The sequence below is a fragment of the Arthrobacter oryzae genome, assembly GCF_030718995.1.
Classification (GTDB): domain Bacteria; phylum Actinomycetota; class Actinomycetes; order Actinomycetales; family Micrococcaceae; genus Arthrobacter; species Arthrobacter oryzae_C.
Window position 1 is genome coordinate 1,706,464 of sequence record NZ_CP132204.1, and the last position, 24,310, is coordinate 1,730,773.

Consider the following 24,310-nt stretch of genomic DNA (forward strand, 5'->3'; position numbering starts at 1 on the left):
AACAACAAGGTAATGAGCAACGCAAAAGACGTAACGGACGCAAGTTTCAGCACGGATGTACTCTCGGCCGACAAGCCGGTCATCGTGGACTTCTGGGCTGAATGGTGCGGCCCGTGCCGCAAACTCGGTCCCATCCTGGATGAGATTTCGGTCGAATACAGCGAGAAGGTCGACGTGGTCAAGGTGAACGTTGATGACAACCCGGCGATCGCAGCGGAATACGGCATCACCTCCATTCCTGCCGTCTACCTGTTCCAGGACGGCGAAGTGAAGAACACCGTTATCGGCGCCAAGCCGAAGCAGTTCTTCGAAAAGGAATTTGCTGACGTCCTCTCGTAGTTCGTAGACTGCCTGCCACTAGCGGTGGCCATCACCACACCACGGTGATGGCCACCGCTTTTTTGTTTGTCCGCGACTTTTTGTTTGTCCCGCGACGCGGCATTCAGTGCGTGGTCGTTGGTTGGGCGTTGTGGTTGGTTGGGATGGTCGTTGGTTGGGATGGGGAGGCCGGTTGCGGGGGAGCGCCTAACTCGCAATGGTTTTAGCGGGACTGGGACTCCAGACGTGTGAGTCCATTGGATAGCCAACTTTAGTGAGTTGTGGATGTCATCCATTTTCGACAGAAACTCCTTCACGGTGGCCTGCCTCCGAACATGGCTGGGCTGGCCAGCACCACGGCTAAACGACGAATTCCGGGATTTCGAGTGGGCGATTAGTTCACCTAGCTCATTGGTTCGGGGGAGCAATGCCTCCCTGGCACCGTTGCCAGGCACCGCTGACGGGCAGGCTGCAAATCGCGGAATACCCCGGATGCGGTGGTGCACATGCGTCAATAGACACTTGTGTACGCCTGGATCGGCGCGGTTGATTCATCGGGGGGTGGCGCCGATGTTTCACGTGAAACACGCAGGGGAGGTCCGTGCCCCAAGACCCCTAGCCTAAATCGAGCACAACACCTTGAACTCTAATTACCACGGGAGAACAGGCGTCCAAAGAAGCCTCGCTCGGACCCGTGTTCCCATATCGGAGGCTCTATAGTGTTTCACCAGGACAAGCCCTTTGCAGCAGACTTGGCGCGGAATTTCGGTGTTTCACCAAGCCGCTCCCGAGAGGAAGCAATTCCGCAAGGCAATTGGACGGACGGCAGGAGAACGGTTCGAAGGCGTTCTAAACCGCTGATGATTGGGGTGGCCTGGCAGCCTGCTGCTGCCACCACAAACGCCCGGAACGGCGACTTTCCATGGGTGGGCACGATCGGCCATTTTGCCCCTAAGGCCTAAAAGGTGAGGTTCTTTGCAGGATTCTGGGTCACGGAGCGGTCGACACAGCCACCGGACGCGGTGATTCCGGGCGGCCATGTTTAGGTGTGGAGTTTGTGTTTCGACGCCAACTGGTTGGAAGCGTGCGGCCTCAAGACCGAACCGAAGGTGGGCTCGGGCAATTTTCGGATTTAGCGGACCGCCGACGTTAGGGCTTAGGCCTTGCGCCGCGATTCAGGCGCCAAGCGGCCTTCCGCAGGCATGAACGTGTTTCACCGCCGTGCTACGAAGTCTCGATGTTTCACGTGAAACGCGGGAGAGGGAGTACAACGAGGCACGGGCGCGGAACGATTTGTCCCCCACTTGCGCGCCGCGCGAAATCTTACCCCGTAAAGACTGGACGCGACATGTGGATTCGACCGACGATCAAGACCTAGGTACTCACCGTATGCCCGGCCTTTCTGATGCACTAAACCTGGTTCTTGATGCGGCGAGCTCACAATCGGAACGCCTTTCGTTAAGTCTCGAATGCTGGTGCCTCCGCTGTCAGCTCAAAAACTAGGTTCATCGACGACAAACTACCGCTCGGAGCCTGCGTCGACCGAATATCGGAACCCTTCGTGCGTTAGCAGGCCGTCAGACCAAATGCGTGAAGCCGTTGGGTCCGAAGTCTAGAGTGGCCGGTGGACTGTCATCGTTTCACGTGTAATGCAGAGCCGCGCGTTTCACGTGAAACGTCAGGCCGAGGAACCCACGTGAAATGCCACCAAGGCTATGCCGTGGCTACCGGACTGCGGTCCAAGGTGCCAGGCGCTCCGGGCCTCCCCGCACTGCACATCTGACTCGAAACAAGTGGCCCCCGAGGCTGGTTCCGCAACAGCGAAACCGCAGCATCCAAGCAGCCCACGAACGGCACACATGACCGAAACAAGAGTTCCTCCCGGGACAGTTCAACACGCCGTAGTCAGGACTTGATTCAGGGGGTTCCTCGACGTGCGAGTCGGTTGTCCTTGACAGGGCACTGCCCCGACCTGAGCCAGAAGCCCAACATGCGCAGTTGCACGGCACGAGGCCGATGTTCCAAATCCACCCACAGATAGCCGAGCGTGAGATCGCATCGATCCGGTGCTGCGCCCAACCCGAGAATTGCGATAGGGCCCCCCGGAGATACCAGGCGTGGTCCGCATCCATAGATGTCTCACGTGAAACCAACGCCGCTCCGGGGTTGGAAACCAATCGGACTTGTACAGCATGCTTGTTCAAGCCTTGCGATCGATGATGTCGAGCTCAGGTACAAGGTCGGGGATGCCAGGCTAGTCGGACACGGAGTCAGGTCCAACCATCGGTCCACAATTGGTAGCTCCCACTGACTTAGTTTTGTGGCCCGCGCGTTCCCCTGGCGTGCGGCGTGTTCGTCCGCCTTTCCTCGATTCGTTGTTCGATGTGACACTAGTAGCTCAGTCGCCTGTAGGACGTCCCCTTGCCGCGGGGGCAGGGTTCGGATATCCCGTGCCGGAACCAGAGAACCACCCTGTGGCGCTATGTCAGCACCGGTCCCCAAAAGATCACCTGCAAGTAGTGCATCGACGTCTTGGCGCCCGGTCACGTCAAACCCACCATTCCGTGCGGGGGCTCGGATGACACCCCGGACTCTGGTGACCGAACCATGAGTTCGGTGCTGGGTCGGGGTTCTCTATATTGACAGCCTCCTATCCGGGGGAGTGCACTCCTATTCAGGGGGAATTCGAAGGAATGCCTAGCTGCCCGTCGCTCGTCTCCGCGTCGCGTGGATCCTCTCCGTCTGGCAGTATCGGCGCCATGCCCAGCACGGGTTCCTGAACTCTTCGATAGCTTCGGACATGATGTTCCTGGGCGCCAGGCGTGTCGCTACAGAAGCCACTTCTCGGTATCCTCTCGTGCCGGCTAGACTGCCCATCGCGAAGTGGCGGAGCGCGGCACGTCATTCCAGACCCTTACCCTGTGCACCGGCCCATCTCGTGGCAAATCGGATAGGGGCACATCATTTCAAACCCACGTCCTGGTCGCCAGCCAGACCACGTGGGGATTAGGTCGTCTAGGAAGCCGAGTCGAAGCGCCACTCTGCCTCTTGCCACGCGGTGACATCAGAGAGTTGTGAAAGGCTTGAGCCACGCAGATGGAGGCTCAAAGCGCTAGCTTCTGCGATGCTGCCTCTCCCATCAATTCGCTCAATCAGCCCGAGACAGGAACGAAACCTGGCTGCAAGTCCTCTTAGGCCGGTCTAACCCCCAGCCTCAACCCTCTCAGTCGCGCCCGAACCTAGGGAAGCCACTTGGAATCCGGTGCATCTTTCAGCTCGGCATGACTTCGCATTTGCAGGGCGGACCTCAGATCAGGAGTGGCTACACTCTGCGGCGGCGGCCGTTCCAGAGCATCTTTGTTGGCAAGTTCGGAAGCATCCGTACTGGCCTGGGATCTGCGGCACGCCAGAACGGTTCAACCATGGAGGCCGGTTTTCCCCAGCCGAGCTAGCCTTTTCCACACAGGATATCCACAGCCTTATCCACATAGTCTCACGGTGGCGTCGACCTGTGATTTTCCACATTGAGCACACTCACACCAGGGGCCGTCCTCATGTGAAAGGAGTCACGTTAAGCGCTGCGTGGGGATGGACGACGTATTCGTCCCATGGCGCCGGCAAATGACGGCAAAAGTGCCGTTTATCTGCTGAAAACGCAGGAACTTCGCGATATTTCAAAAGGCGTTCTGGTCAAGCAGATGTTTCACGTGAAACGCAGCGGCACTCTGACGGCGATCGGGGTATTGGATCTCGCCGGTCCCGCGCTCGGAGTGCCCACCGAGCGCAAAGCCAGCTCATATTGTCCACATAGTTATCCACAACGATATCCACTGAGTTATGCACCGACCAATGCACCGGTTCCCAACACGTTTGGTGACTCCCACACTGTCTAGGGAGGCGAAGGCACCTGCGGGAATTCCCTCAACACTCGCATCCGAAACTATAGAACTGCTCAGTGACCGGTGGACAAGAAGACCCTACGGATCCCAAGATCGCTTGCTATTTGGCATTCCCTCCTATCCCAACGCAACACAGCTGCACCTCCCACGGTCGATGGTTCGGGAAAGCTCCCAGCGTGACGTGCACTGCCTGTCATGAATAGTCGGCCCGGCACGAGGCTTCGTGTGGCTGGTTCGACTGCGGTTTCAGGCACAGGGGCAGCATGAGCGCCCTAAGACAGCACGGTTATCTAGCTATTGAGGTGCTCGCAAAGTCGGCTGTGGGAGACTACCGACAGGGGAGTACCGACGGTGGCAGCAGGCAGATTGGGGACTGGACTCGGAGCTTCCATATTTCAGTGATCCCAGGGCACAGCAAGTCGACCCACGAAATACGCAGCCGGCGTCTCTGGTGCAGCCATCCGTTCCATCGGGACTCTCAAGTAGCTATTCCCTCCCCACGTGAATGTCGTTGAATCACTGGGTGGTCCTTGTCCTTCCAGCGAGTTCGTGTTGCAGTGAGGTGATTGTGGCCAGACGTGCCCGTCGGAATACGGCGGCAGCCTCCGCTGGAACAAGCCTCCCTTCTGATGGTTGGCCTACGTGCGCTTTGTTGGAGCATCACGTGAACCAAGGCACCTGGGATGATGCGGTTGGGGGAGCACAGCGAATAAGTATGACAACATCGAACAGCGGCCAGCTCCTTCGTTTCACGTGAAACATCGCCGCCTCGTGTCCGGCAGTGAAACAACTGCGCAGGCGCGCCAGACCTCAGACGGAGGCACCCGCAGCCACTCGCCCTAAAGCGCGCCGGAAAGGATCGACCGCGGCCCGACATCAGCACGTGCGCAGAAACCAACAACCTGATCCCCGCTTCACCAAGGCTACCTCCGCGTCCTCTAGCGAACTAGGAATAGGGGCCGCGTATGAGTTATGGAAGAGCGCCAATGCGGACGATCGAATAGCCAAGCTTGTTCGGGAAACGCCCACAGGGGAGATCAACCATATGGCGATACCTGGTACGCGAGACAGCAAGGGGCCACCTGCACTGTTGGTACCGAAATTCCGGATAGTCCCGCAGGAGCAGCCGGTCGGTTCAGGGGAGAGTCCAGATCACAAGGAACGGGCTTGACAGGATTTTGGCTACTTGGATTGTGGCTGGTTGAACGCATTTTACACATAGGAGGTCTGCACGAATGTTTCACGTGAAACTGTAGAGCGCTACGCAAGGGCATGTACGGCTTGTCCATAATTCTCGGCCCCGATCTCTCCTCCGCAGTGGGCATATTGCCAAGTAGGACAGCCTTGGGGAGATGGCGGCAAAGCCGCGCCGTCTCCAGAGTTTCCCCCTTGTCGTGACGACTAATCGCCTGCGAGTAGCAGGCCGACTTTTGCCGTCGCTGCTGTCTTCTGCGCGACTATCAGCCGGTCGCCTCCTGTAGACAGGATTGCTGTGCCCCGTGACCATAAACCTCCGCCCGAACCACACTTCACCGGGGCTGGGTTTCTGCTGTCCTAGCGAACAATCCAGGTAACAACGAATCACGTACATCGGTCCGCAAACACGATCCGCGCGACTGAGTACTGGCGCGCTCGGGGGGCCTGGCACAGTCTCTGCAACGTGTGCGGGGCCCGGAGAGTGCCTGCGGGGAGCCTCTAAGGCCATCGATGGCCCACTTGGAACGCAGAGGCCGTGGCGTCACCTGGAAGCCCCTGCAGACGCCGCTGATGGATCCATAGCCTTGGACCGCTGGCCTAACTGAATACTCCGTCAAATAACCGCACCAATAGAGCGTGCCGGCACTGCCGAACCGTAGAGAAGGACTCTGCTGTGTCGCTCCCAAGGTCCACCACACTGGACTACTACGGGTGCTCCGTGCTGGCCTGCCGCGGCTGAGCGCAGGTGGTTGCCATAAAGTAAGCGCGGCGGGTACAAAGAAGCGGGGCCTGTTTCACGTGAAACAGGCCCCGCTTAAGCGTAAAAGATACTCAGTTCTCCGCACCCGGTGTCAGTACGTCCATGATCCGGTTCAAATCCTCCACGCTGGCGAACTCGATACTGACGCGGCCCTTCCGGGCGCCGAGCGAGATCTTTACGTTGGTATCCAACCGATCCGACAAGGAAGACGCAAGGTAGTCCAAGCGCTCATGACGGGCACCCGGGCGGGGGACGTTGCTCTTAGCCGGCGCACCCGGGCTCTGGTAAAGCGTTACGGCTTCCTCAGTTGCCCGAACCGACATTCCCTCTGCAACGATCTTCTGTGCCAGGCGTTCCATCGCCGCCGCATCGGGCAGCGCAAGAAGCGCGCGGGCGTGACCTGCCGACAGAACGCTTGCAGCCACCCTACGCTGCACCAACGGCGGCAGCTTGAGCAGTCGCAGCGTATTCGAGACCTGGGGCCGCGACCGGCCGATACGGTCGGCAAGCTGCTCATGCGTCGTGCCGAAGTCTTCCAGCAGCTGCTGGTAGGCAGCAGCTTCTTCAAGTGGGTTCAGCTGGCTGCGGTGAAGGTTTTCAAGCAGTGCATCCCGAAGCAGGTCATCGTCAGTGGTGTCCCGGACAATTGCCGGGATAGTTTCAAGCCCTGCAGCCTGCACGGCCCGCCAGCGGCGCTCACCCATGACGAGCTCGAAGGGTTCGCCACCTTTTTCGGTTGACGTACGGACCACAATTGGCTGGAGGACACCTATTTCACGAACAGAGTGAATGAGCTCCGCCATGTCGTCCTCGTCGAAGACGGAACGCGGCTGTTTGCGGTTGGGGTGGATGTCGCCCACCGGAATTTCAGCGAACCTGACACCGGGAACTTCCACGAGTTCCGGGAGAGCGTCTGTGGTTGCAACCGTCCGAGCTGAACCGGCACCGTTCTCTTCGGTTTTGTCCGACTCGATTGTCTTGGCTGCCGGTTTCCGGGCGGGCGTCTTCGTTTCGGAAGGCGTCACCGTGCTGGCGGGCTTCTTGGCTGCACTGGACGGCGACGGAGCTGCGTCGTCATCGATGACAGCCGCCGCTGCGTTCGTGGGCGTCTTCCTGGCTTCCGGAAAAAACAGGTCCACTGGCCGTGAAGGCGCTGCACCATTGCCGGAAGCGTTAGCCGGAGCGGAACTTGGAATGAGTGCGCCAAGACCACGACCGAGGCCGCGTCGCTTATCGCTCATAGGTAAATCCCTCCAATGGAAGAGTCCGGCATACCCGACTCTGGCTAGTGCAATTGTTGAAAATTCTAACGTTCAGCGATTTCCGCTGCGGCTTCCAAGTAGGAGAGTGCTCCGCTGGAGGACGGATCGTAGGTCATCACAGTCTGCTGGTAGCTGGGCGCCTCGGAGATCCTCACGGAGCGCGGGACGACGGCGCCAAGGACCTGGTCCGGGAAGTGCTGGCGGACTTCGGCAGCCACCTGCGCGGCAAGGTTAGTGCGGCCGTCGTACATGGTGAGAAGAATGGTGGACACAACCAGCTCGGCGTTGAGGTGCTTCTGGATCATCTCAATGTTTTTCAGCAGCTGGCTGAGGCCTTCCAGTGCGTAGTACTCGCACTGGATGGGGATCAGCACTTCGCTGGCGGCGCAGAAGGCGTTGACCGTCAGCAGGCCGAGGCTCGGCGGGCAGTCAATGAAGATGTAGTCAAGGCGCGGTTCGCCGGCCTTCTGGCGTTCCTTGGCGTAGACGTCGATGGCGCGGCGGAGTCGCTGCTCCCGGGCCACAAGGGACACCAGTTCGATTTCGGCGCCGGCCAGGTGAATGGTGGCCGGCGCGCAGATCAGGTTGTCGATATCGGGGCACTGGGCCACGACGTCTTTGAGCGGCACGTCGTTGATCAGGACATCGTAGATGCTGTCCACGTCCGCATGGTGTTCAATGCCCAGGGCTGTGGAGGCGTTGCCCTGGGGGTCAATGTCAATGACCATGACGTTCAGTCCGGCGGCAGCGAGGGCGGCTGCAATATTGACGGTGGTGGTTGTCTTACCAACCCCGCCCTTCTGGTTCGAAACCGTGAAGACGCGGGTCTTCTCCGGCTTCGGAAGCTGCCGGCCGATCAATCGTTCCCGGCGCCTGTTTTCGTGGGCCAGGTCGCGGGCGATCGGGCTGGAGTCGTCGATCGAGTCCATGACATTTCCGGAGACCGAGGCACCAGTTTCACGTGAAACCGCAGCCGACTTGGAGCGGCTCGCAACCGAGTTCAGGTGATTCCACGCATCGGTCGGCGCGATGGAGGGCGCGACCATGGCCCGCGCGGACCCCAGGGACACGAACGGGGGTATCCGCTGTGTGGAGGCTTCGCTACTGGTCACTGTGACACACTCACTCTCATTCGGCTTTTTCTGCCGTTCACTAGCCTAACCGCTTCCCCCAAAAGTCCTGTGGCACCGGGCCAGAGGCTAGGCAATCTTTTGCGTCTTATTAACGATGATTCGGACCACAGTGGTGGGTTCCTCAAGGAGATCCTCGCCGACCACCACCACAGAAGTCTGCACGCCACCAAGCTTGCGGATGGCCTTGGCCGCCTTCTCGATCTCTTCACCGGCACTGCGGCCCTTGATCGCCACAACCTCGCCCTTCCCCGCAAGCAGGGGGATGGTCAGCCCGGCAAGGTTGGACAGCGCGGAAACGGCCCGGGCGGTGACAACGTCGGCATTCACCATGCCCACGGCCAGTTCAGCGCGGGTCCGCATCACCGTCACGTTGCTCAGCCCGAGATCGTCCACAACCTCCTGAAGCCAGATCACCCTGCGTTCCAGCGGTTCGATCAGGGTCAGCTCAAGGTCGGGCCGTGCGATGGCCAGGCACAGCCCCGGCAGACCGGCGCCGCTCCCAACATCCGCGACGTGGCTGCCCGGGGCGATTTCCCGCTCGATCACGGCACAGTTCAGCACATGCCGGCTCCACAGCCGCGGTATCTCGCGGGGGCCGATCAGGCCGCGCTCTGTACCGGATGTAGCCAGGTGTTCCACGTAACGTTTGGCGAGCTCGAGCCGATCACCAAAGATGGCCTCGGCTGCCCTGAGCTCCGCAGCAGTAATTTCAACCATTGTCCGCGTCCCGGCGTCTTCAGTCTGCGGAGACAACGATGTGCCTCCCGGCACCTTCGCCTTCAGATTCGCTGACGAAGCCAAGGTCGGCCACGGCATCGTGGACGATCTTCCGCTCGTAAGCGCTCATCGGCTCCAGTGCGACAGCGTTTCCGGACTCCTTCACGGAGGCGACAGCGTCCTCTGCAATCTTCTGCAGGTGGCCCGCGCGCTCCTGGCGGTACCCGTTGATGTCCAGCACCAGACGGGAACGGTTCTCCGTGGCGGAAAGGACCGAGAGTCGGGTCAGCTCCTGCAGGGCCTCCAGCACCTCGCCGTCCCGGCCAACCAGGCTTTCGAGTCCTGCGGACTCTTCCTCGGCCACGATGGAAATGTAGGTCCGTCCGTTGCGGACCTCAATGTCGATGTCGCCGTCGATGTCGGCAATGTCCAGCAGTTCCTCAAGGTAATCTGCTGCGACGTCGCCTTCTTCTTCCAGCCGGCTCGCGGATGAACCTTTGTCCGAATCCCGGGTCTCATCCCCGGCGTCGTCCTGGTCTTCAATGGCCTCGGCGGAAACGGCGTTTTCGGTGCTATCGACAGACATTACTTCTTCTTCCTGTTCTTGCGTTGTGGCTGGATGCGCTGGCTCTTGGCCTCGGCGACCGCGGCAGCGGCGGCGGCTTCAGCCTCGACATCGGCCTTCTTGCCTCCCAGGATGGGCAGGGCCGGAAGGCCCTTGGCGGCACGGCGTTCGGCGAGGGCCTTGGCGGCGGGGGATCCCGGCGTCGGCATGCGGCGGATGACGAAGAACTGCTGTGCCATGGTCCAGAGGTTGGTGGTGGTCCAGTAGATGAGGACACCGATCGGGAAGTTGATGCCGCCCACGCCGAAGACGATCGGCAGAATGTAGAGCATCATCTTCTGCTGGCGCATGAACGGGCTGGCCATGGCCTCTTCGGACATGTTCTTGGCCATGATCTGCTTCTGCGTGATGAACTGCGAGGCCGTCATGGCAAGGATCATCACGATGGACAGGATCCATACGGAAGTCAGGTTTCCCTCGCCACCGTGCAGCAGCGATGCGGAGAGCGTTGCCCCGAAGATGGTGGACTCATCAAACTGAACTACCTGATCGTGGCTCATCGCCCCGATGCCGAGGCCCTTGTCACGGGCCGTGCTGATGCCGGAGAGCACGGTGAACAGTGCGAAGAAGAACGGCATCTGGATCAGCATGGGCAGGCAGGCCGAGAACGGGTTGGTGCCGTGCTTCTTGTACATGGCCATCTGTTCCTGAGCCATGGCCTGGCGGGAAAGCTGGTCGGTCTTGCCCTTGTACTTATCCTGGAGCTTCTTCAGGTCAGGCTGCAGCAGCTGCATGCCGCGCTGGGCCTTAATCTGCTTGACGAACACGGGAATCAGGGCGGCACGGATCACCAGCACCAGCCCGATGATGGACAGGGTCCACGTCCAGCCGGAAGCCTCCGGCAGGCCGATGCTGCTCAGGCCCTCGTGGAAGCCCACCATGATGATGGAAACAAGCCACTTGAACGGAAACATGATTGTTTCAAAGAAGTCCATACGATATCCCTATTCGTTAGGCCGCAGTGCGGCCTTCTCCATCAGACTGCGCAGCCAGGTACTTGTCCGGGTTGTTCAGTACAACAATTGTGGGGGTCTGGCGTTCAGGCCAGTGGCGGTGACCGGCGGGGACGTGGTCCACGCCGCCGGCGTTCCAGGGATGGCAGCGCGCCAGGCGCCGGACTGCCAGCCAGCTTCCTTTAACGGCACCGTGCACCGTGATCGCTTCGAGGGCGTAGGCCGAGCACGAAGGAAAGAAGCGGCAGACCTGGCCGTACAAGGGCGAAATCACCTTGCGGTAGGCCATCAGCAGCAGAATGAGAAAGTTGCGGGGCAGGTTCCAGAGCGTCTTGCCCACCAGGGCCGCTGCCAGTTTGAAGAAGCGGACGACGGCGGCTATGGAGTTACGCACGCGGTGTCCCTTCCTGTGTTGTTTGCCGTGAAACCGCTGACGCGGCCCGAGGAAGGCGGCCGCCCAGCCGTTTCATGGTCGTTTCCAGAGCGGCGTTGTAGTCCGCCAGCAGTTGGTCCCAGCTGGCAGACGAGGCCGCAGGCAGTGCCCGGACCACAATGGCGAACCCGGTACCGTATTCCTGCAACGACAAAGCACCGGCTTCCCTCAGTCTCCTCTTAACGAGGTTCCTGACAACAGCGTTCCCAACACTCTTGGAAACGATGAATCCGATCCGGCTTGGTTCGTCAGCAGCAATAGCTACCGTATATAACACTACGTTCCGGCGTCCATTGCGGACGCCGGAACGTACAGTTGTTGAAAAATCGGTTGATGTCCTCAGACGGTTCCTGGTGGCTAGCACCGTCAAACTCGCAAAGGGATGTTGACCGACGAGTCAGTGTATTTAGGCCGACAGTTCGGTGCGGCCCTTGCCACGACGGGCTGCCAGGATGGCACGGCCGGCACGGGTACGCATACGAAGGCGGAAGCCGTGCTTCTTGGCTCGACGGCGGTTATTCGGCTGAAAAGTCCGCTTGCTCACGTTAGTTACTCCAGTGGATCAAAGGTGCGCCCACCCGATCAAAAAGGGGAAGAACTGGCCGACGCTAAGTTTTGTATATGCACGCTGCCCTCGGCTCGTAGGACGCAGAACGTCAGAGAGATTCAAATGAGGTCGAAAAGCGGACACAAAGGACTTCACAACGTTAGGCCAAAAAGCGTCCCCTCGTCAAACCGGGCTGACTCTCACTGCCCTGCACCGGCTGTGGTTAACCCCTGCCCACAGCCTGTGGATGAAGTGGCTCACAGGCCCCGTTTTAGAACCACAACAGTGTAATTATCCACAAGGCTGAACCCAGCTATCTTCTAGGCTTTTCATCCCCTAGAGTGGCTCAGTAGCCGATTATCCACGCTCTGTGCATAACCCTGTGGATTAAGCCCGAACCAGCACGTCTGGTTCAGCTTGTGGCTGCAGGTAATGCAGGCAAGCAAGTTTGAGGAACTGATTGATGACAGTAGACGAAGCCAACCACGCGAATACTGTCGGAAGTTCCTGGCGGCGGGTTGTGAGCCTTTTGGAGCAGGACCACCGGGTTTCACCCCGGCAGCGCGGCTTCGTCATCCTCGCCCAGGCGCAGGGACTGATCGGTTCCACGCTGCTGGTGGCCGTGCCCAACGAACTCACCCGCGAAGTACTGCAGACCCAGGTCAAGGAAGCCCTTGACGACGCCCTGCACAACGTTTTCTCCGACGACATCCGGTGCGCCATCGACGTCGACACCGATCTGGTGCCCCTGCACACGGAGCCGGAGCCCGCCGTCGAACTTTCCCTGGCGACTGACCCCACCGTGGAACAGAAGCCGCAGCCCATGCTGCCGAGCACTTCCCACGAGTTCGGCCGGCTGAACCCGAAGTATGTGTTCGACACCTTCGTGATTGGTTCATCGAACCGGTTCGCCCACGCGGCCGCCGTCGCCGTCGCCGAGGCTCCGGCCAAGGCCTACAACCCGCTGTTCATCTACGGGGATTCCGGCCTGGGCAAGACCCACCTGCTGCACGCCATCGGTCACTACGCCCGCCGGCTCTACAGCGGCATCCGGGTCCGCTACGTGAACTCCGAGGAATTCACCAACGACTTCATCAACTCCATCCGCGATGACGAGGGCACCAGCTTCAAGACCACGTACCGGAACGTGGATGTCCTGCTGATCGATGACATCCAGTTCCTGGCCGGCAAGGACCGGACGCTGGAGGAGTTCTTCCACACCTTCAACGCGCTCCACAACAACAACAAGCAGGTTGTCATCACCTCCGACCAGCCGCCCAAGCTGCTCGCAGGATTCGAGGACCGGATGAAGTCCCGCTTCGAATGGGGCCTGCTGACCGACATCCAGCCGCCGGAATTGGAAACCCGGATCGCGATCCTCCGCAAGAAGGCCCTCAGCGAAGGCCTCTCAGCTCCGGACGACGCACTGGAGTACATTGCGTCGAAGATTTCCAGCAACATCCGCGAACTTGAAGGCGCCCTTATCCGCGTCACCGCCTTCGCCAGCCTGAACCGCCAGCCGGTGGATGTTGCCCTGGCCGAAATGGTGCTCAAGGACCTGATCACGGACGACGGCGCACAGGAGATCACCTCGGCGCAGATCCTGACCCAGACGGCGGACTACTTCAAGCTCAGCATGGAAGAGCTCTGCAGCAAGTCCCGGACGCGCACGCTGGTGACCGCCCGCCAGATCGCCATGTACCTGTGCCGCGAACTGACGGACATGTCGCTTCCCAAGATCGGGCAGGAGCTCGGCGGCCGCGACCACACCACGGTGATCCACGCAGACCGCAAGATCCGTGAGCTGATGGCCGAGCGCCGTGTGATCTACAACCAGGTTACGGAGCTGACCAACCGCATCAAGCAGCAGCAGCGGGATTCCTAAGCCCGGCTTCCCGCCCGCCTCCTTACCTTATTAACAGGGGCATGTGGATAAGCCTGTGGATAGTTAAGGGGACAACCGCGGTTAATGGGCTTAAAACCCTTAAGGCATCTGTGGATCAGCGAAACGGCCCAAAAAGTTGTCCCCATCCACACCCTGTTTAAAACCTGCTTCACCCACAACGGATGAACAGGGCTTAACCGCGGGATCGTGCCGTGAAACAGGGTTATCCACAGTTTCCACAGCAGTTATTAACACTACTAATCCCAAAAAATTGAAATTCCCTCAAACAACAATCTCGTTCCCTGCCGCACACAGCCTCGGGGCCTCGGCCCGAAAGGGCCAGCGTCCCTGCCGGAGATGGGGAAAACCTGTATCTTCCGGCTAAGCTGTCAGCAGCGCTCCCATCCTTGGGTCTGTTTGTGGTTCAGCAAGCGCGGACCATGCAGGTTCCGGTGTCCGGGGGCAAAGGTTTTGCGAACTCCCTGCGGGAGTTCCCGTTCAGAAAATGGCAGCAGCAATGAAAGGCGGCACCCTTCCGTGAAGTTCAGAGTCGAACGGGACGTCCTGGCGGAAGCCGTCACATGGACCGCCCGGTCGTTGTCTCCGCGGCCGCCCGTTCCGGTGCTTTCCGGGCTCCTCCTCAAGGCCGAAGCCGGCACAGTAAGCCTCTCGAGTTTTGACTACGAAACCTCGGCCCGCCTTGAAATCCCGGCTGACATCAGCGTTGAGGGCACCATCCTGGTTTCCGGACGTCTTCTGGCTGACATCTGCCGCAGCCTGCCGTCCGCACCCGTCGACGTCGAAACCGACGGCAACAAAGTCACGCTCACCTGCCGCCGCAGCAGCTTCCACCTGGCCACCATGCCCGAAGCCGAATACCCTCCGTTGCCGGCCCTGCCCACCATCAGCGGAACAGTTCCGGGCGATTCCTTCGCCCAGGCCGTATCCCAGGTGATCATCGCTGCCAGCAAGGACGACACCCTGCCGATCCTGACCGGCGTCCGGATGGAGATCGAGGACGACCTCATCACCCTCCTGGCCACGGACCGCTACCGGCTGGCCATGCGCGAAGTACCCTGGAAGCCCGTCACCCCCGGCATCTCCACCAGCGCCCTGGTCAAAGCGAAAACGCTCAACGAAGTTGCCAAGACACTCGGCAACAGCGGCGACATCAATCTGGCACTGGCGGATGATGACAGCCGGCTGATCGGCTTCGAAAGCGGCGGACGTACCACCACCTCCCTGCTGGTGGACGGCGACTACCCTAAAATCCGTTCACTGTTCCCGGACGCCACCCCGATCCACGCCACGGTGCAAACGCAGGAACTGGTCGAGGCCGTCCGGCGCGTATCACTCGTCGCCGAACGCAACACGCCGGTCCGGCTGGCGTTCACTGAAGGCCAGCTCCACCTCGACGCAGGCACCGGCGAGGACGCCCAGGCTTCGGAGGAACTGGAAGCACAGCTCACCGGCGATGAAATCACGGTTGCTTTCAACCCGCACTACCTCATTGAAGGCCTGAGCGTGATTGAGACGAAGTTCGTCCGGTTCTCGTTCACCACCGCGCCCAAGCCGGCCATGATCACCGCGCAGGCTGACGCCGACGGCGAAGACCAGGACGATTACCGATACCTGGTCATGCCGGTGCGCCTTCCCAACTAGGTAGCAGCTGATGTCGTTATGGGCAGCCAAAACGACATCTAATGCGACCCAGTTGGGACCACCATCGCAGCCCCTCCACCACACCAGCGCAGAAAAGAGTTCCTCCCGTGCATATCGGACTGATCGGCCTTGGCAAAATGGGTTTCAACATGCGCGAGAGGCTGCGCAAGGGCGGCATCGAGGTCACCGGCTTCGACCGCAACCCTGACGTCACGGACGTTGCCACGGTGGACGGACTCATCGCGGCCGTTCCCGCTCCGCGTGTCATCTGGGTCATGGTCCCGGCCGGTGAAATCACCGATGCAGTGATCACCGAACTGGGGTCCAAGCTCGACGCCGGCGACTTGGTGATCGACGGCGGAAACTCCCGCTTCACCGAGGACCAGAAGCACGGCGCAGCGCTGGCCGAGAAGGGTATCCGCTTCGCCGACTGCGGAGTATCCGGCGGTGTGTGGGGGCTGCAGAACGGTTACGGATTGATGGCCGGCGGCGACGCCGCCGATATTGAACGGGCGATGCCCGCTTTCGATGCACTCCGTCCCGAGGGCGACCGGGCGGACAGCTTTGTCCACGTTGGCGGAATTGGCGCAGGACACTACGCCAAGATGGTGCACAACGGCATCGAGTACGGGCTCATGCAGGCGTATGCGGAAGGCTACGAACTGCTGGCCGCCAAGGACATCGTGACGGACCTGCCGGGAACCTTCCGCGCCTGGCAGAAGGGAACGGTTGTGCGTTCCTGGCTGCTGGACCTCATGGTCAAGGCCCTGGACGAGGATCCGGGCCTGGCCTCGATCGACGACTACGTCGAGGATTCCGGGGAAGGGCGCTGGACCGTTGAAGAGGCAATTGCCAATGCGGTTCCGGCGCCGGCCATCACAGCGGCGTTGTTTGCGCGTTTCTCCTCCCGCGAGGACAACTCCCCGGCCATGAAGATGGTGTCGGCACTGCGGCACCAGTTCGGCGGGCATGCCACCCGTCCGGCCAAGTAACGGCATTTTGAGCAGTCCGGGAATCCTGAAGACGGCGTGTACCTAGAAAAGCTTTCGCTGACCGATTTTCGCAGTTATGCCCAGGTGGACCTCACCTTCGAACCCGGGGTGACGGTGCTGGTGGGATACAACGGCATCGGCAAGACCAACCTCATGGAGGCCATCGGGTATCTGGCCACGCTCAGTTCACACCGGGTCAGTTCCGATGCTCCGCTGTTGCGTTTCGGCACCGAGCGGGCGCTGATCCGGGCCAAGCTGGTCTGCGGCGAGCAGTCCACCGTGCTGGAGCTGGAAATCAACGGGAGCCGCGCCAACCGCGGCCGGATCAACCGCAGCAACCCGGTCCGTGCCCGCGACATCCTCGGTATTTGCCAGACGGTGCTTTTCGCGCCCGAGGACCTCGCCCTGGTGAAGGGAGATCCTTCCAACCGCCGGCGTTTCCTGGACGAGCTGCTGGTCAGCCTGATGCCGCGCCACGCCGCCACGCGCACTGACTACGACCGGGTCCTCAAACAGCGCAACGCCCTCCTCAAATCCGGCCGGGCCGGGAAGTTTACCGCCGGGCACGAGGCCACCCTGGATGTGTGGGACCAGCACATGGCCCGGGCCGGCGCGGAACTGCTGCACGCGCGGCTCGCGTTGGTGGAAACGATCCGTCCCCACCTCAAGGCGGCCTACGCCCAGCTGACCGACGGGTCAAAGGAAGCGGACGCGATTTATCGGTCCACCCTCCAGGACATGATGGACGACGACGGCGCCGGGGCACCCTACGCTGCGGAACCCGCCGCCGTCGAACGCGTTGAGGACCTCCGCCAACTGTCCGTCGACGAACTGGCCGACCGCTACGTTCAGGCTTTTGCAGCCTCGCGCCGCAAGGAACTGGAACGGGGCGTCTCCCTCGTTGGTCCGCACCGCGACGACGTTGAGCTCATCCTCGGCGAGGCGCCCGCGAAGGGGTACGCATCCCACGGCGAAACGTGGTCCATGTGCCTTTCCCTGCGCCTGGCGTCCTATTACGTGATGCTCGACGACGCCCGTACCGGCGGGTCCGCCCCGATCCTGATCCTTGACGATGTGTTTGCCGAGCTCGACGTCCAGCGTCGGCGTAAACTGGCGGCAATAGTATCCGGTGCCGAACAGGTGCTGGTGACCGCCGCCGTCGATGCCGATATTCCGGAAGAACTCGCCGGGCGGCGGGTGAAGGTGGTCCCCGGAGGAATCGATGAGTCGGAAAACCGATGAATAAAGATGCTGGCGGCCTGCAGCCGGGCCGTGATCCCGACGATATCGATGCGCCCCAGGCCGCGCTCAACCGGATGCGAGAGGCCGCGGCTGCCCGCGGCGAAATCCGCCGGAAGTCCCCGCTTCCCGGAAACGCAGCCAAGAAGCCGGGACGCAGCGCCGCCGGAACGCGCGGTTTCACCCAGTTCCATGGCACCGGCCGCGATCCCCTGGGACTGGGCAAGGTGGTGGGACGGCTCGTGGCTGAACGGGGCTGGACGTCCCCGGTTGCAGTCGGATCGGTAATGGCGGAGTGGAGCACGCTGGTGGGTCCGGAAATTTCGGCACACTGCACCCCGGAGAGTTTCACCGACACCACCCTGCACGTGCGGTGCGATTCCACGGCGTGGGCCACCCAGCTGCGCCTCCTGAGCTTCAGCCTGCTGGAAAAGTTCCGCACCGAACTGGGCGAGGGCGTTGTCACCAAGATCCAGGTTCTGGGACCGGCGGCGCCGAGCTGGCGGAAGGGCGGTCGGACAGTCAACGGGCGCGGTCCCCGGGACACCTACGGATAGCGGAGGACCATGGCGGCGGGCGTGATGCCGGCGGCAGCTCCCCGCGACTCTTGAAAAATGGCCAAACGGCGTGTAGGGCGCCCTGATGCCCCGTGGCCGTATAGGAACCCAGAGGCATAACCCCTGGAGCCTTGCAGGCGGAGCCAATGGCCTGCCAGCACCATATTCCCGCGCGTTTGCGGCCTTGGAATGCGGGATTACGCTCTCCAACACGGTAGAATCGTGGTAGATAACTGGGCGCCGGTGAAACGTTGACTGAGTCCGTTTTCCGGCGCTTTTCCTGCGGTCGGGGCGCGGTTCCGCCAGTCAACCAAGTAATCGGCGTTATCAGTGACGTGCCTGTTGGCAGGAGCCCCTTCTATCGGAGACGGTGACGGCCGGCCATACGAATACAGAGGAGTCGAAAGCGCCTGTGGCTAACGACAATGCAGATATCCCGGCAGTGGAACCCGCAGCTGAGGATGCCCGTACAACTGATGCGCCGGCGAAGGCAGCCGAACGCAAGGAATACGGTGCGAGCGACATCACCGTCCTTGAAGGACTTGAAGCTGTCCGGAAACGTCCCGGCATGTACATCGGTTCCACGGGTCCCCGCGGACTCCACCACCTGGTATATGAAGTGGTGGACAACTCCGTAGACGAAGCCCTCGCGGGGTACTGCACCCACATTGAGATTGTTCTCCAGGCCGACGGCGGCGTCAAAGTGGTCGACGACGGACGCGGTATCCCGGTGGACATGCACCCCACCGAGCACAAGCCCACGGTCGAGGTCGTCATGACCATCCTGCACGCCGGAGGAAAGTTCGGCGGCGGCGGCTACGCCGTCTCTGGCGGCCTGCACGGCGTGGGCATCTCCGTGGTCAACGCACTCTCCAGCCGGGTGGACACCGAAGTGCGGCGGCAAGGCCACGTCTGGCGGATGTCCTTCGCCGACGGCGGCAAGCCCCAGGGCAGCCTGGTCAAGGGTGAAGAGACGGACACGACAGGCACCACCCAGACCTTCTACCCGGATGCCGGCATTTTTGAGAGCACGGAATTCGACTTCGAGACCCTCCGTGCCCGTTTCCAGCAGATGGCGTTCCTCAACAAGGGGCTGCGCATCACGCTGACGGACGAGCGCCAGGGTCTGCATGAGACGGCCGAAGACGAGGACCTGGACCTCGATGCCGTTCCCACCGAAGGTGAAGTAGCCGCCGAATACCGGACGGTTGTCTACCAGTACGACGACGGCCTGCTGGACTACGTGAAGCACCTGAACTCCGGCAAGAAGGTTGACGTGGTCCATGAGGACGTCATCGCCTTCGAAACCGAGGACACGGAACGAAAAATCGCCCTCGAGATGGCGATGCAGTGGACCAATGCGTACTCCGAGAGCGTCCACACCTACGCCAACACCATCAACACCCATGAGGGCGGGACCCACGAAGAAGGTTTCCGCGCCGCCATGACTTCGCTGATCAACCGCTATGCGCGGGAGAAGAACATCATCAAGGAAAAGGACGACAACCTCACCGGTGATGACATCCGCGAAGGCCTCACTGCCGTGATTTCCGTGAAACTGGCGGAGCCGCAGTTCGAGGGCCAGACCAAAACGAAACTCGGAAACTCCGAAGTCAAGGGTTTCGTCCAGCGCGTGGTCACCGACGGCCTGGGCGACTGGCTGGAGCGCAATCCAGGGCCGGCCCGCGACGTCATTCGCAAGGCGATATCCGCAGCGCAGGCCCGGATGGCCGCCCGGAAGGCCCGTGACAACGCCCGCCGCAAGAGCCCGTTGGAGTCCTTCGGCATGCCGGGCAAGCTGTCAGACTGCTCCTCCAAGGATCCGGAAAAATGCGAGGTCTACATTGTGGAGGGCGACTCCGCCGGCGGTTCGGCGAAGCGCGGCCGCAACCCGGAGACCCAGGCCATCCTCCCGCTGCGCGGCAAGATCCTGAACGTTGAGCGGGCCCGGCTGGACAAGGCACTCGGCAACAACGAGGTCCAGTCCATGATCACCGCCTTTGGCACGGGCATCGGCGAGGACTTCGACCTCGCGAAGCTGCGTTACCACAAGATCGTGCTCATGGCCGATGCCGACGTTGACGGTCAGCACATCACCACGCTCTTGATGACGCTTCTGTTCCGCTACATGCGCCCGCTGATTGAGAACGGCTATGTGTACCTGGCGCAGCCGCCGCTGTACCGCATCAAGTGGTCCAACGCTCCGCATGATTACGTCTACAGCGACCGTGAACGCGACGCCCGGCTTGTGGCCGGCCAGGCCGCCGGGCGCCGGATTCCGAAGGACAACGGTATCCAGCGCTACAAGGGCCTTGGCGAGATGGACTACACGGAACTGTGGGACACCACCATGGACCCGGACCACCGGACGCTCCTCCAGGTGACCATGGACGATGCCCTCGCTGCGGACCAGATCTTCACCGTGCTGATGGGCGAGGACGTTGAATCCCGCCGAAACTTCATCCAGCAGAACGCCAAGGATGTCAGGTTCCTGGATATCTAGTAGGCGCTGGTAGGCGCCCTAAATATTCCTAAACTGACATATACCTGAAACGGAAAATATAGACAATGAGTGACGAAACACCCGAGGTTCCCGGCGACTCCGCCGGTCCCGTCGAGCCCGTCCTGGAGGGCGACGTGCTGGTCGACCGCGTGGAACAGGTGGACCTGCAGACGGAAATGCAGCGCTCCTACCTCGACTACGCCATGGCCGTTATCGTGGGCCGCGCGCTGCCGGACGTCCGTGACGGACTCAAGCCCGTCCACCGCCGCGTTCTCTACGCCATGTTCGACGGCGGCTACCGCCCGGACCGCTCCTTCAACAAGTGCGCCCGTGTGGTGGGCGAAGTCATGGGCCAGTACCACCCGCACGGTGACACTGCCATCTACGATGCCCTGGTTCGTCTGATCCAGGACTGGACCATGCGCTACCCGCTGGCGCTCGGGCAGGGCAACTTCGGCTCGCCCGGCAACGACGGCGCAGCAGCCCCGCGGTACACCGAAACAAAAATGGCACCGCTTGCCATGGAGATGGTCCGCGACATCGACGAGGAAACCGTCGATTTCCAGGACAACTACGACGGCAAGAACCAGGAACCCACCATCCTGCCGGCGCGGTTCCCCAACCTGCTGGTCAACGGCTCCTCGGGCATCGCCGTCGGCATGGCCACCAACATTCCGCCGCACAACCTTCGTGAGGTGGCGGACGGCGTGCAGTGGTACCTGTCCAACCCGACGGCCAGCCGTGAAGAGCTGCTGGAAGAGCTCCTGCTGCGCATCAAGGGACCGGATTTCCCCACCGGTGCGCAGATCCTGGGCCACAAGGGCATCGAGGACGCCTACCGGACCGGACGCGGCTCCATCACCATGCGTGCCGTGGTCAACGTGGAGGAGCTCCAGGGCCGCACCTGCCTGGTGGTCACCGAACTGCCGTACCAGGCCAACCCGGACAATCTGGCCATCAAGATCGCCGAATTGGTCAAGGACGGGAAGATCTCGGGCATCGCCGACCTCCGTGACGAGACGTCCGGCCGGACGGGCCAGCGCCTGGTGATCGTGCTCAAGCGCGACGCCGTGGCCAAGGTGGTGCTGAACAACCTCTACAAGCACACCCAGCTGCAGGACAACTTCGCGGCAAACATGCTCGCGATTGTTGACGGCGTGCCGCGGACACTCAGCCTGGATGCCTTCATCCGCCACTGGGTGGCGCACCAGATGGACGTTATCGCACGCCGGACCCGCTACCGCCTGCGCAAGGCAGAAGAGGAGGCGCACATCCTGCGCGCCCTCCTCAAGGCGCTGGACATGCTGGATGAGGTCATTGCCCTCATCCGTGCGTCCAACACCACCGAGGCGGCCCGCGACGGGCTGATGGAGCTGCTGGACATTGATGAGCTGCAGGCCCGCGCCATCCTGGACATGCAGCTGCGCCGCCTGGCAGCCCTGGAACGCCAGAAGATCCAGGACCGCCACGCCGAACTCGAAGCCCTGATCGCCGAGTACAACTCGATCCTTGCCTCGGAAGAGCGCCAGCGCGAAATCATCAGTACCGAACTGGCCGAGATCGTGGCCAAGCACGGAGACGACCGCAGGACCCACATCCTGATGGGCTTCGACGGCGACATGTCCATGGAAGACCTCATTCCCGAAGAGGAAATCGTGGTCACCATCACGCGTGGCGGCTACGTCAAACGCACCCGCAGTGACAACTACCGCTCGCAGCAGCGCGGCGGCAAGGGCATCAAGGGAGCCCAGCTGCGCGGGGACGACGTCGTGGAGCACTTCTTCGTGACCACCACCCACCACTGGTTGCTGTTCTTCACCAACCTGGGCCGCGTCTACCGGGCCAAGGCCTACGAACTGGCTGAAGCCGGCCGGGACGCCAAGGGCCAGCACGTGGCCAACCTGCTGGCATTCCAGCCGGATGAGCACATCGCCCAGGTACTGGACCTCCGCGACTACCAGCATGCCCCCTACCTGGTGCTGGCCACCAAGCGCGGCCTGGTCAAGAAGACCCGCTTGGAGGATTACGACACCAACCGCTCCGCCGGTGTGATTGCGATCAACCTGCGTGACGGCGACGAACTTGTCTCCGCCCAGCTGGTCTCGGAAACGGACGACCTGATGCTGGTCTCACGGATGGGCCAGTCCATCCGCTTCACGGCCACGGACGATGCGCTGCGCCCCATGGGCCGCGCCACCTCCGGCGTGACCGGCATGAAGTTCCGCGAGGACGATGAACTGCTGGCGGCCGACGTCGTCAAGGACGGCTCGTTCGTCTTCATCGTCACTGAGGGCGGGTACGCCAAGCGGACCGCGGTGGAGGAATATCGCCTCCAGGGCCGTGGCGGTCTCGGGATCAAGGTTGGCAAGTACCAGGAAGAGCGCGGCCACCTCGTGGGTGCCCTTATCGTCCAGGAAGAGGACGAAGTCCTGGTGGTCATGGAAGGCGGCAAGGTGGTCCGTTCCTCGGTGGCCGGTGTGCCTGCCAAGGGCCGTGACACCATGGGCGTCATCTTCGCCAAGCCGGACAAGAACGACCGCATCATCGAAGTGGCACGGAACAGCGAACGCGGACTTGAAGGCGAGGAGGCAGAAGCCACCGACCCGGAAAACCCGGCCGAAAGCCCGGCTGCGGCCGGGGATGACGTAACGTTGGCAGAAGGTGCCGGACCAGATAACGGGTCCGCAGAGGCAGATTCAGCACCGGCCGTGGAATCCGACGAGTCATCGGACAACGCTGAGCTGGACGAAGAAAATACCGGAGGTAACGAGTGAGTAATTCCGACTCATATCCCAAGCCGAACAGCAACACTCCCGGCGGGATCAGGCAGCCGGCGTCCGCTCCGCGCGTGAACGCCCCCGTACGTCCCCAGCAGCGGCCTTCGACGCCGGGTGCCCCGGCACAGCGTCCGACGGTCCCCGGCCAGCGCCCGGCGCAGGGGCAGCGACCCGGCCAGGCGCCCCAGGGGCAGCGCCCCGGTGTGCCCGGCCAGGCACCCCAGGGCCAGCGTCCCGGAGTTCCGGGTCAGCGCCCGGGCCAGGGTGCCCCTGGCCTGGTCAAGCCGGCACCGAAGGCGAAAGTGCGCCGCGCCCGGCTCCTGGTCAGCAAGGTGGACCCCTGGTCCGTGCTGAAGATGGCGTTCCTGCTGTCCGTTGCCCTCGGCATCGTGACAGTCGTAGCTGCAATCGTCCTCTGGACCGTCCTGGACCTGACCGGCATCTTCGACCAGGTGGACAGCCTGCTGGGCACGCTGGCAGGTTCCGAAGGCGGCGGATTCGAGTTGAAGAAGGTCGCATCCCTCGGCCAGGTGGCTTCCTTCGCGGTGATCATTGCGGTTGTCAACGTGGTGCTGCTGACTGCCCTGTCGATGCTCTCGGCGGTGCTCTACAACATTTCCGCCACCCTCGTGGGCGGCATCGGTGTGACCCTGACGGACGATTAGTCCGCGGAATTTTGCCGGAATTTGCCCGGTGAAATGCCTCGATTTGAGATCGGGCCGGGATGTGCTGTAAAGTCATGTCTCGGCCCGATGAGGCATCGGGGCGTATAGCTCAGGCGGTTAGAGCGCTTCGCTGATAACGAAGAGGTCCCAGGTTCAAGTCCTGGTACGCCCACGGAACCTGCACAG

General features: G+C 61.7%; 18 protein-coding genes and 1 tRNA gene. 11 read left to right on the top strand and 8 right to left on the bottom strand.

Going from position 1 to position 24,310, the window contains the following annotated elements; genetic code table 11:
* The first annotated feature begins 12 nt into the window (after nucleotides 1–12).
* Nucleotides 13–339 carry a thioredoxin gene (trxA, locus tag Q8Z05_RS07865; protein ID WP_305942915.1) on the top strand — a complete coding sequence of 109 codons (327 nt, stop codon included), beginning with the start codon at nucleotides 13–15 and terminating at the stop codon, nucleotides 337–339.
* 3,587 nt (nucleotides 340–3,926) lie between these two features.
* Nucleotides 3,927–4,211 carry a hypothetical protein gene (locus Q8Z05_RS07870; RefSeq protein ID WP_305942916.1) on the top strand — a complete coding sequence of 95 codons (285 nt, stop codon included), beginning with the start codon at nucleotides 3,927–3,929 and terminating at the stop codon, nucleotides 4,209–4,211.
* A 2,034-nt stretch (nucleotides 4,212–6,245) separates the two neighbouring features.
* Here the strand turns inward: Q8Z05_RS07870 and Q8Z05_RS07875 are convergent.
* From Q8Z05_RS07875 to rpmH, 8 genes are all read right to left on the bottom strand, one after another.
* Nucleotides 6,246–7,415 (bottom strand): ParB/RepB/Spo0J family partition protein, encoded by a 1,170-nt coding sequence (locus Q8Z05_RS07875; protein WP_305942917.1) that lies wholly within the window; start codon nucleotides 7,413–7,415, stop codon nucleotides 6,246–6,248.
* A 65-nt stretch (nucleotides 7,416–7,480) separates the two neighbouring features.
* Complete coding sequence (locus Q8Z05_RS07880; protein ID WP_305942918.1) at nucleotides 7,481–8,548, bottom strand: ParA family protein; 1,068 nt, start codon at nucleotides 8,546–8,548, stop codon at nucleotides 7,481–7,483.
* Between the two features lie 87 nt (nucleotides 8,549–8,635).
* Nucleotides 8,636–9,286 carry a 16S rRNA (guanine(527)-N(7))-methyltransferase RsmG gene (gene rsmG / locus Q8Z05_RS07885; protein ID WP_305942919.1) on the bottom strand — a complete coding sequence of 217 codons (651 nt, stop codon included), beginning with the start codon at nucleotides 9,284–9,286 and terminating at the stop codon, nucleotides 8,636–8,638.
* Between the two features lie 19 nt (nucleotides 9,287–9,305).
* Complete coding sequence (locus Q8Z05_RS07890) at nucleotides 9,306–9,872, bottom strand: Jag family protein (RefSeq protein ID WP_305942920.1); 567 nt, start codon at nucleotides 9,870–9,872, stop codon at nucleotides 9,306–9,308.
* Complete coding sequence (gene yidC / locus Q8Z05_RS07895; protein WP_305942921.1) at nucleotides 9,872–10,846, bottom strand: membrane protein insertase YidC; 975 nt, start codon at nucleotides 10,844–10,846, stop codon at nucleotides 9,872–9,874. The genes Q8Z05_RS07890 and yidC overlap by 1 nt, the downstream gene beginning before the upstream one ends.
* Nucleotides 10,847–10,862: 16 nt before the next feature.
* Nucleotides 10,863–11,258: a membrane protein insertion efficiency factor YidD gene (yidD, locus tag Q8Z05_RS07900; protein WP_305942922.1), complete on the bottom strand. Its 396-nt coding sequence runs from the start codon at nucleotides 11,256–11,258 to the stop codon at nucleotides 10,863–10,865.
* Entirely contained in the window at nucleotides 11,251–11,661 is a 411-nt protein-coding gene (rnpA, locus tag Q8Z05_RS07905; protein ID WP_305943507.1) for a ribonuclease P protein component, read from the bottom strand. The genes yidD and rnpA overlap by 8 nt, the downstream gene beginning before the upstream one ends.
* Nucleotides 11,662–11,703: 42 nt before the next feature.
* Nucleotides 11,704–11,841, bottom strand: coding sequence for a 50S ribosomal protein L34 (rpmH, locus tag Q8Z05_RS07910; RefSeq protein ID WP_003800212.1), 138 nt, complete (start codon nucleotides 11,839–11,841; stop codon nucleotides 11,704–11,706).
* 466 nt (nucleotides 11,842–12,307) lie between these two features.
* Between rpmH and dnaA the strand changes: the two genes are divergently transcribed.
* From dnaA to Q8Z05_RS07955, 9 genes are all read left to right on the top strand, one after another.
* Entirely contained in the window at nucleotides 12,308–13,729 is a 1,422-nt protein-coding gene (dnaA, locus tag Q8Z05_RS07915) for a chromosomal replication initiator protein DnaA (protein ID WP_043479795.1), read from the top strand.
* A 537-nt stretch (nucleotides 13,730–14,266) separates the two neighbouring features.
* A complete protein-coding gene (dnaN, locus tag Q8Z05_RS07920) occupies nucleotides 14,267–15,391 on the top strand; it encodes a DNA polymerase III subunit beta (protein ID WP_305942923.1) in 1,125 nt (374 codons plus the stop codon).
* A gap of 107 nt (nucleotides 15,392–15,498) precedes the next feature.
* Nucleotides 15,499–16,383 (top strand): phosphogluconate dehydrogenase (NAD(+)-dependent, decarboxylating), encoded by an 885-nt coding sequence (gene gnd / locus Q8Z05_RS07925; protein WP_305942924.1) that lies wholly within the window; start codon nucleotides 15,499–15,501, stop codon nucleotides 16,381–16,383.
* 36 nt (nucleotides 16,384–16,419) lie between these two features.
* The gene (gene recF, locus Q8Z05_RS07930; RefSeq protein WP_305942925.1) at nucleotides 16,420–17,625 is read left to right on the top strand and encodes a DNA replication/repair protein RecF; all 1,206 of its coding nucleotides are present in this window, start codon (nucleotides 16,420–16,422) and stop codon (nucleotides 17,623–17,625) included.
* The gene (locus tag Q8Z05_RS07935; protein ID WP_305942926.1) at nucleotides 17,622–18,179 is read left to right on the top strand and encodes a DUF721 domain-containing protein; all 558 of its coding nucleotides are present in this window, start codon (nucleotides 17,622–17,624) and stop codon (nucleotides 18,177–18,179) included. Before recF ends, Q8Z05_RS07935 begins: the two co-directional genes overlap by 4 nt.
* 412 nt (nucleotides 18,180–18,591) lie before the next feature.
* Nucleotides 18,592–20,682, top strand: coding sequence for a DNA topoisomerase (ATP-hydrolyzing) subunit B (gene gyrB, locus Q8Z05_RS07940; RefSeq protein WP_305942927.1), 2,091 nt, complete (start codon nucleotides 18,592–18,594; stop codon nucleotides 20,680–20,682).
* 65 nt (nucleotides 20,683–20,747) lie between these two features.
* On the top strand, nucleotides 20,748–23,456 hold the full coding sequence (gene gyrA / locus Q8Z05_RS07945) for a DNA gyrase subunit A (protein ID WP_305942928.1): 2,709 nt from the start codon (nucleotides 20,748–20,750) through the stop codon (nucleotides 23,454–23,456).
* Nucleotides 23,453–24,124, top strand: coding sequence for a DUF3566 domain-containing protein (locus Q8Z05_RS07950; protein WP_305942929.1), 672 nt, complete (start codon nucleotides 23,453–23,455; stop codon nucleotides 24,122–24,124). Before gyrA ends, Q8Z05_RS07950 begins: the two co-directional genes overlap by 4 nt.
* Before the next feature lie 98 nt (nucleotides 24,125–24,222).
* Nucleotides 24,223–24,296: transfer RNA gene (locus tag Q8Z05_RS07955), tRNA-Ile, on the top strand.
* Nucleotides 24,297–24,310 lie beyond the last annotated feature (14 nt).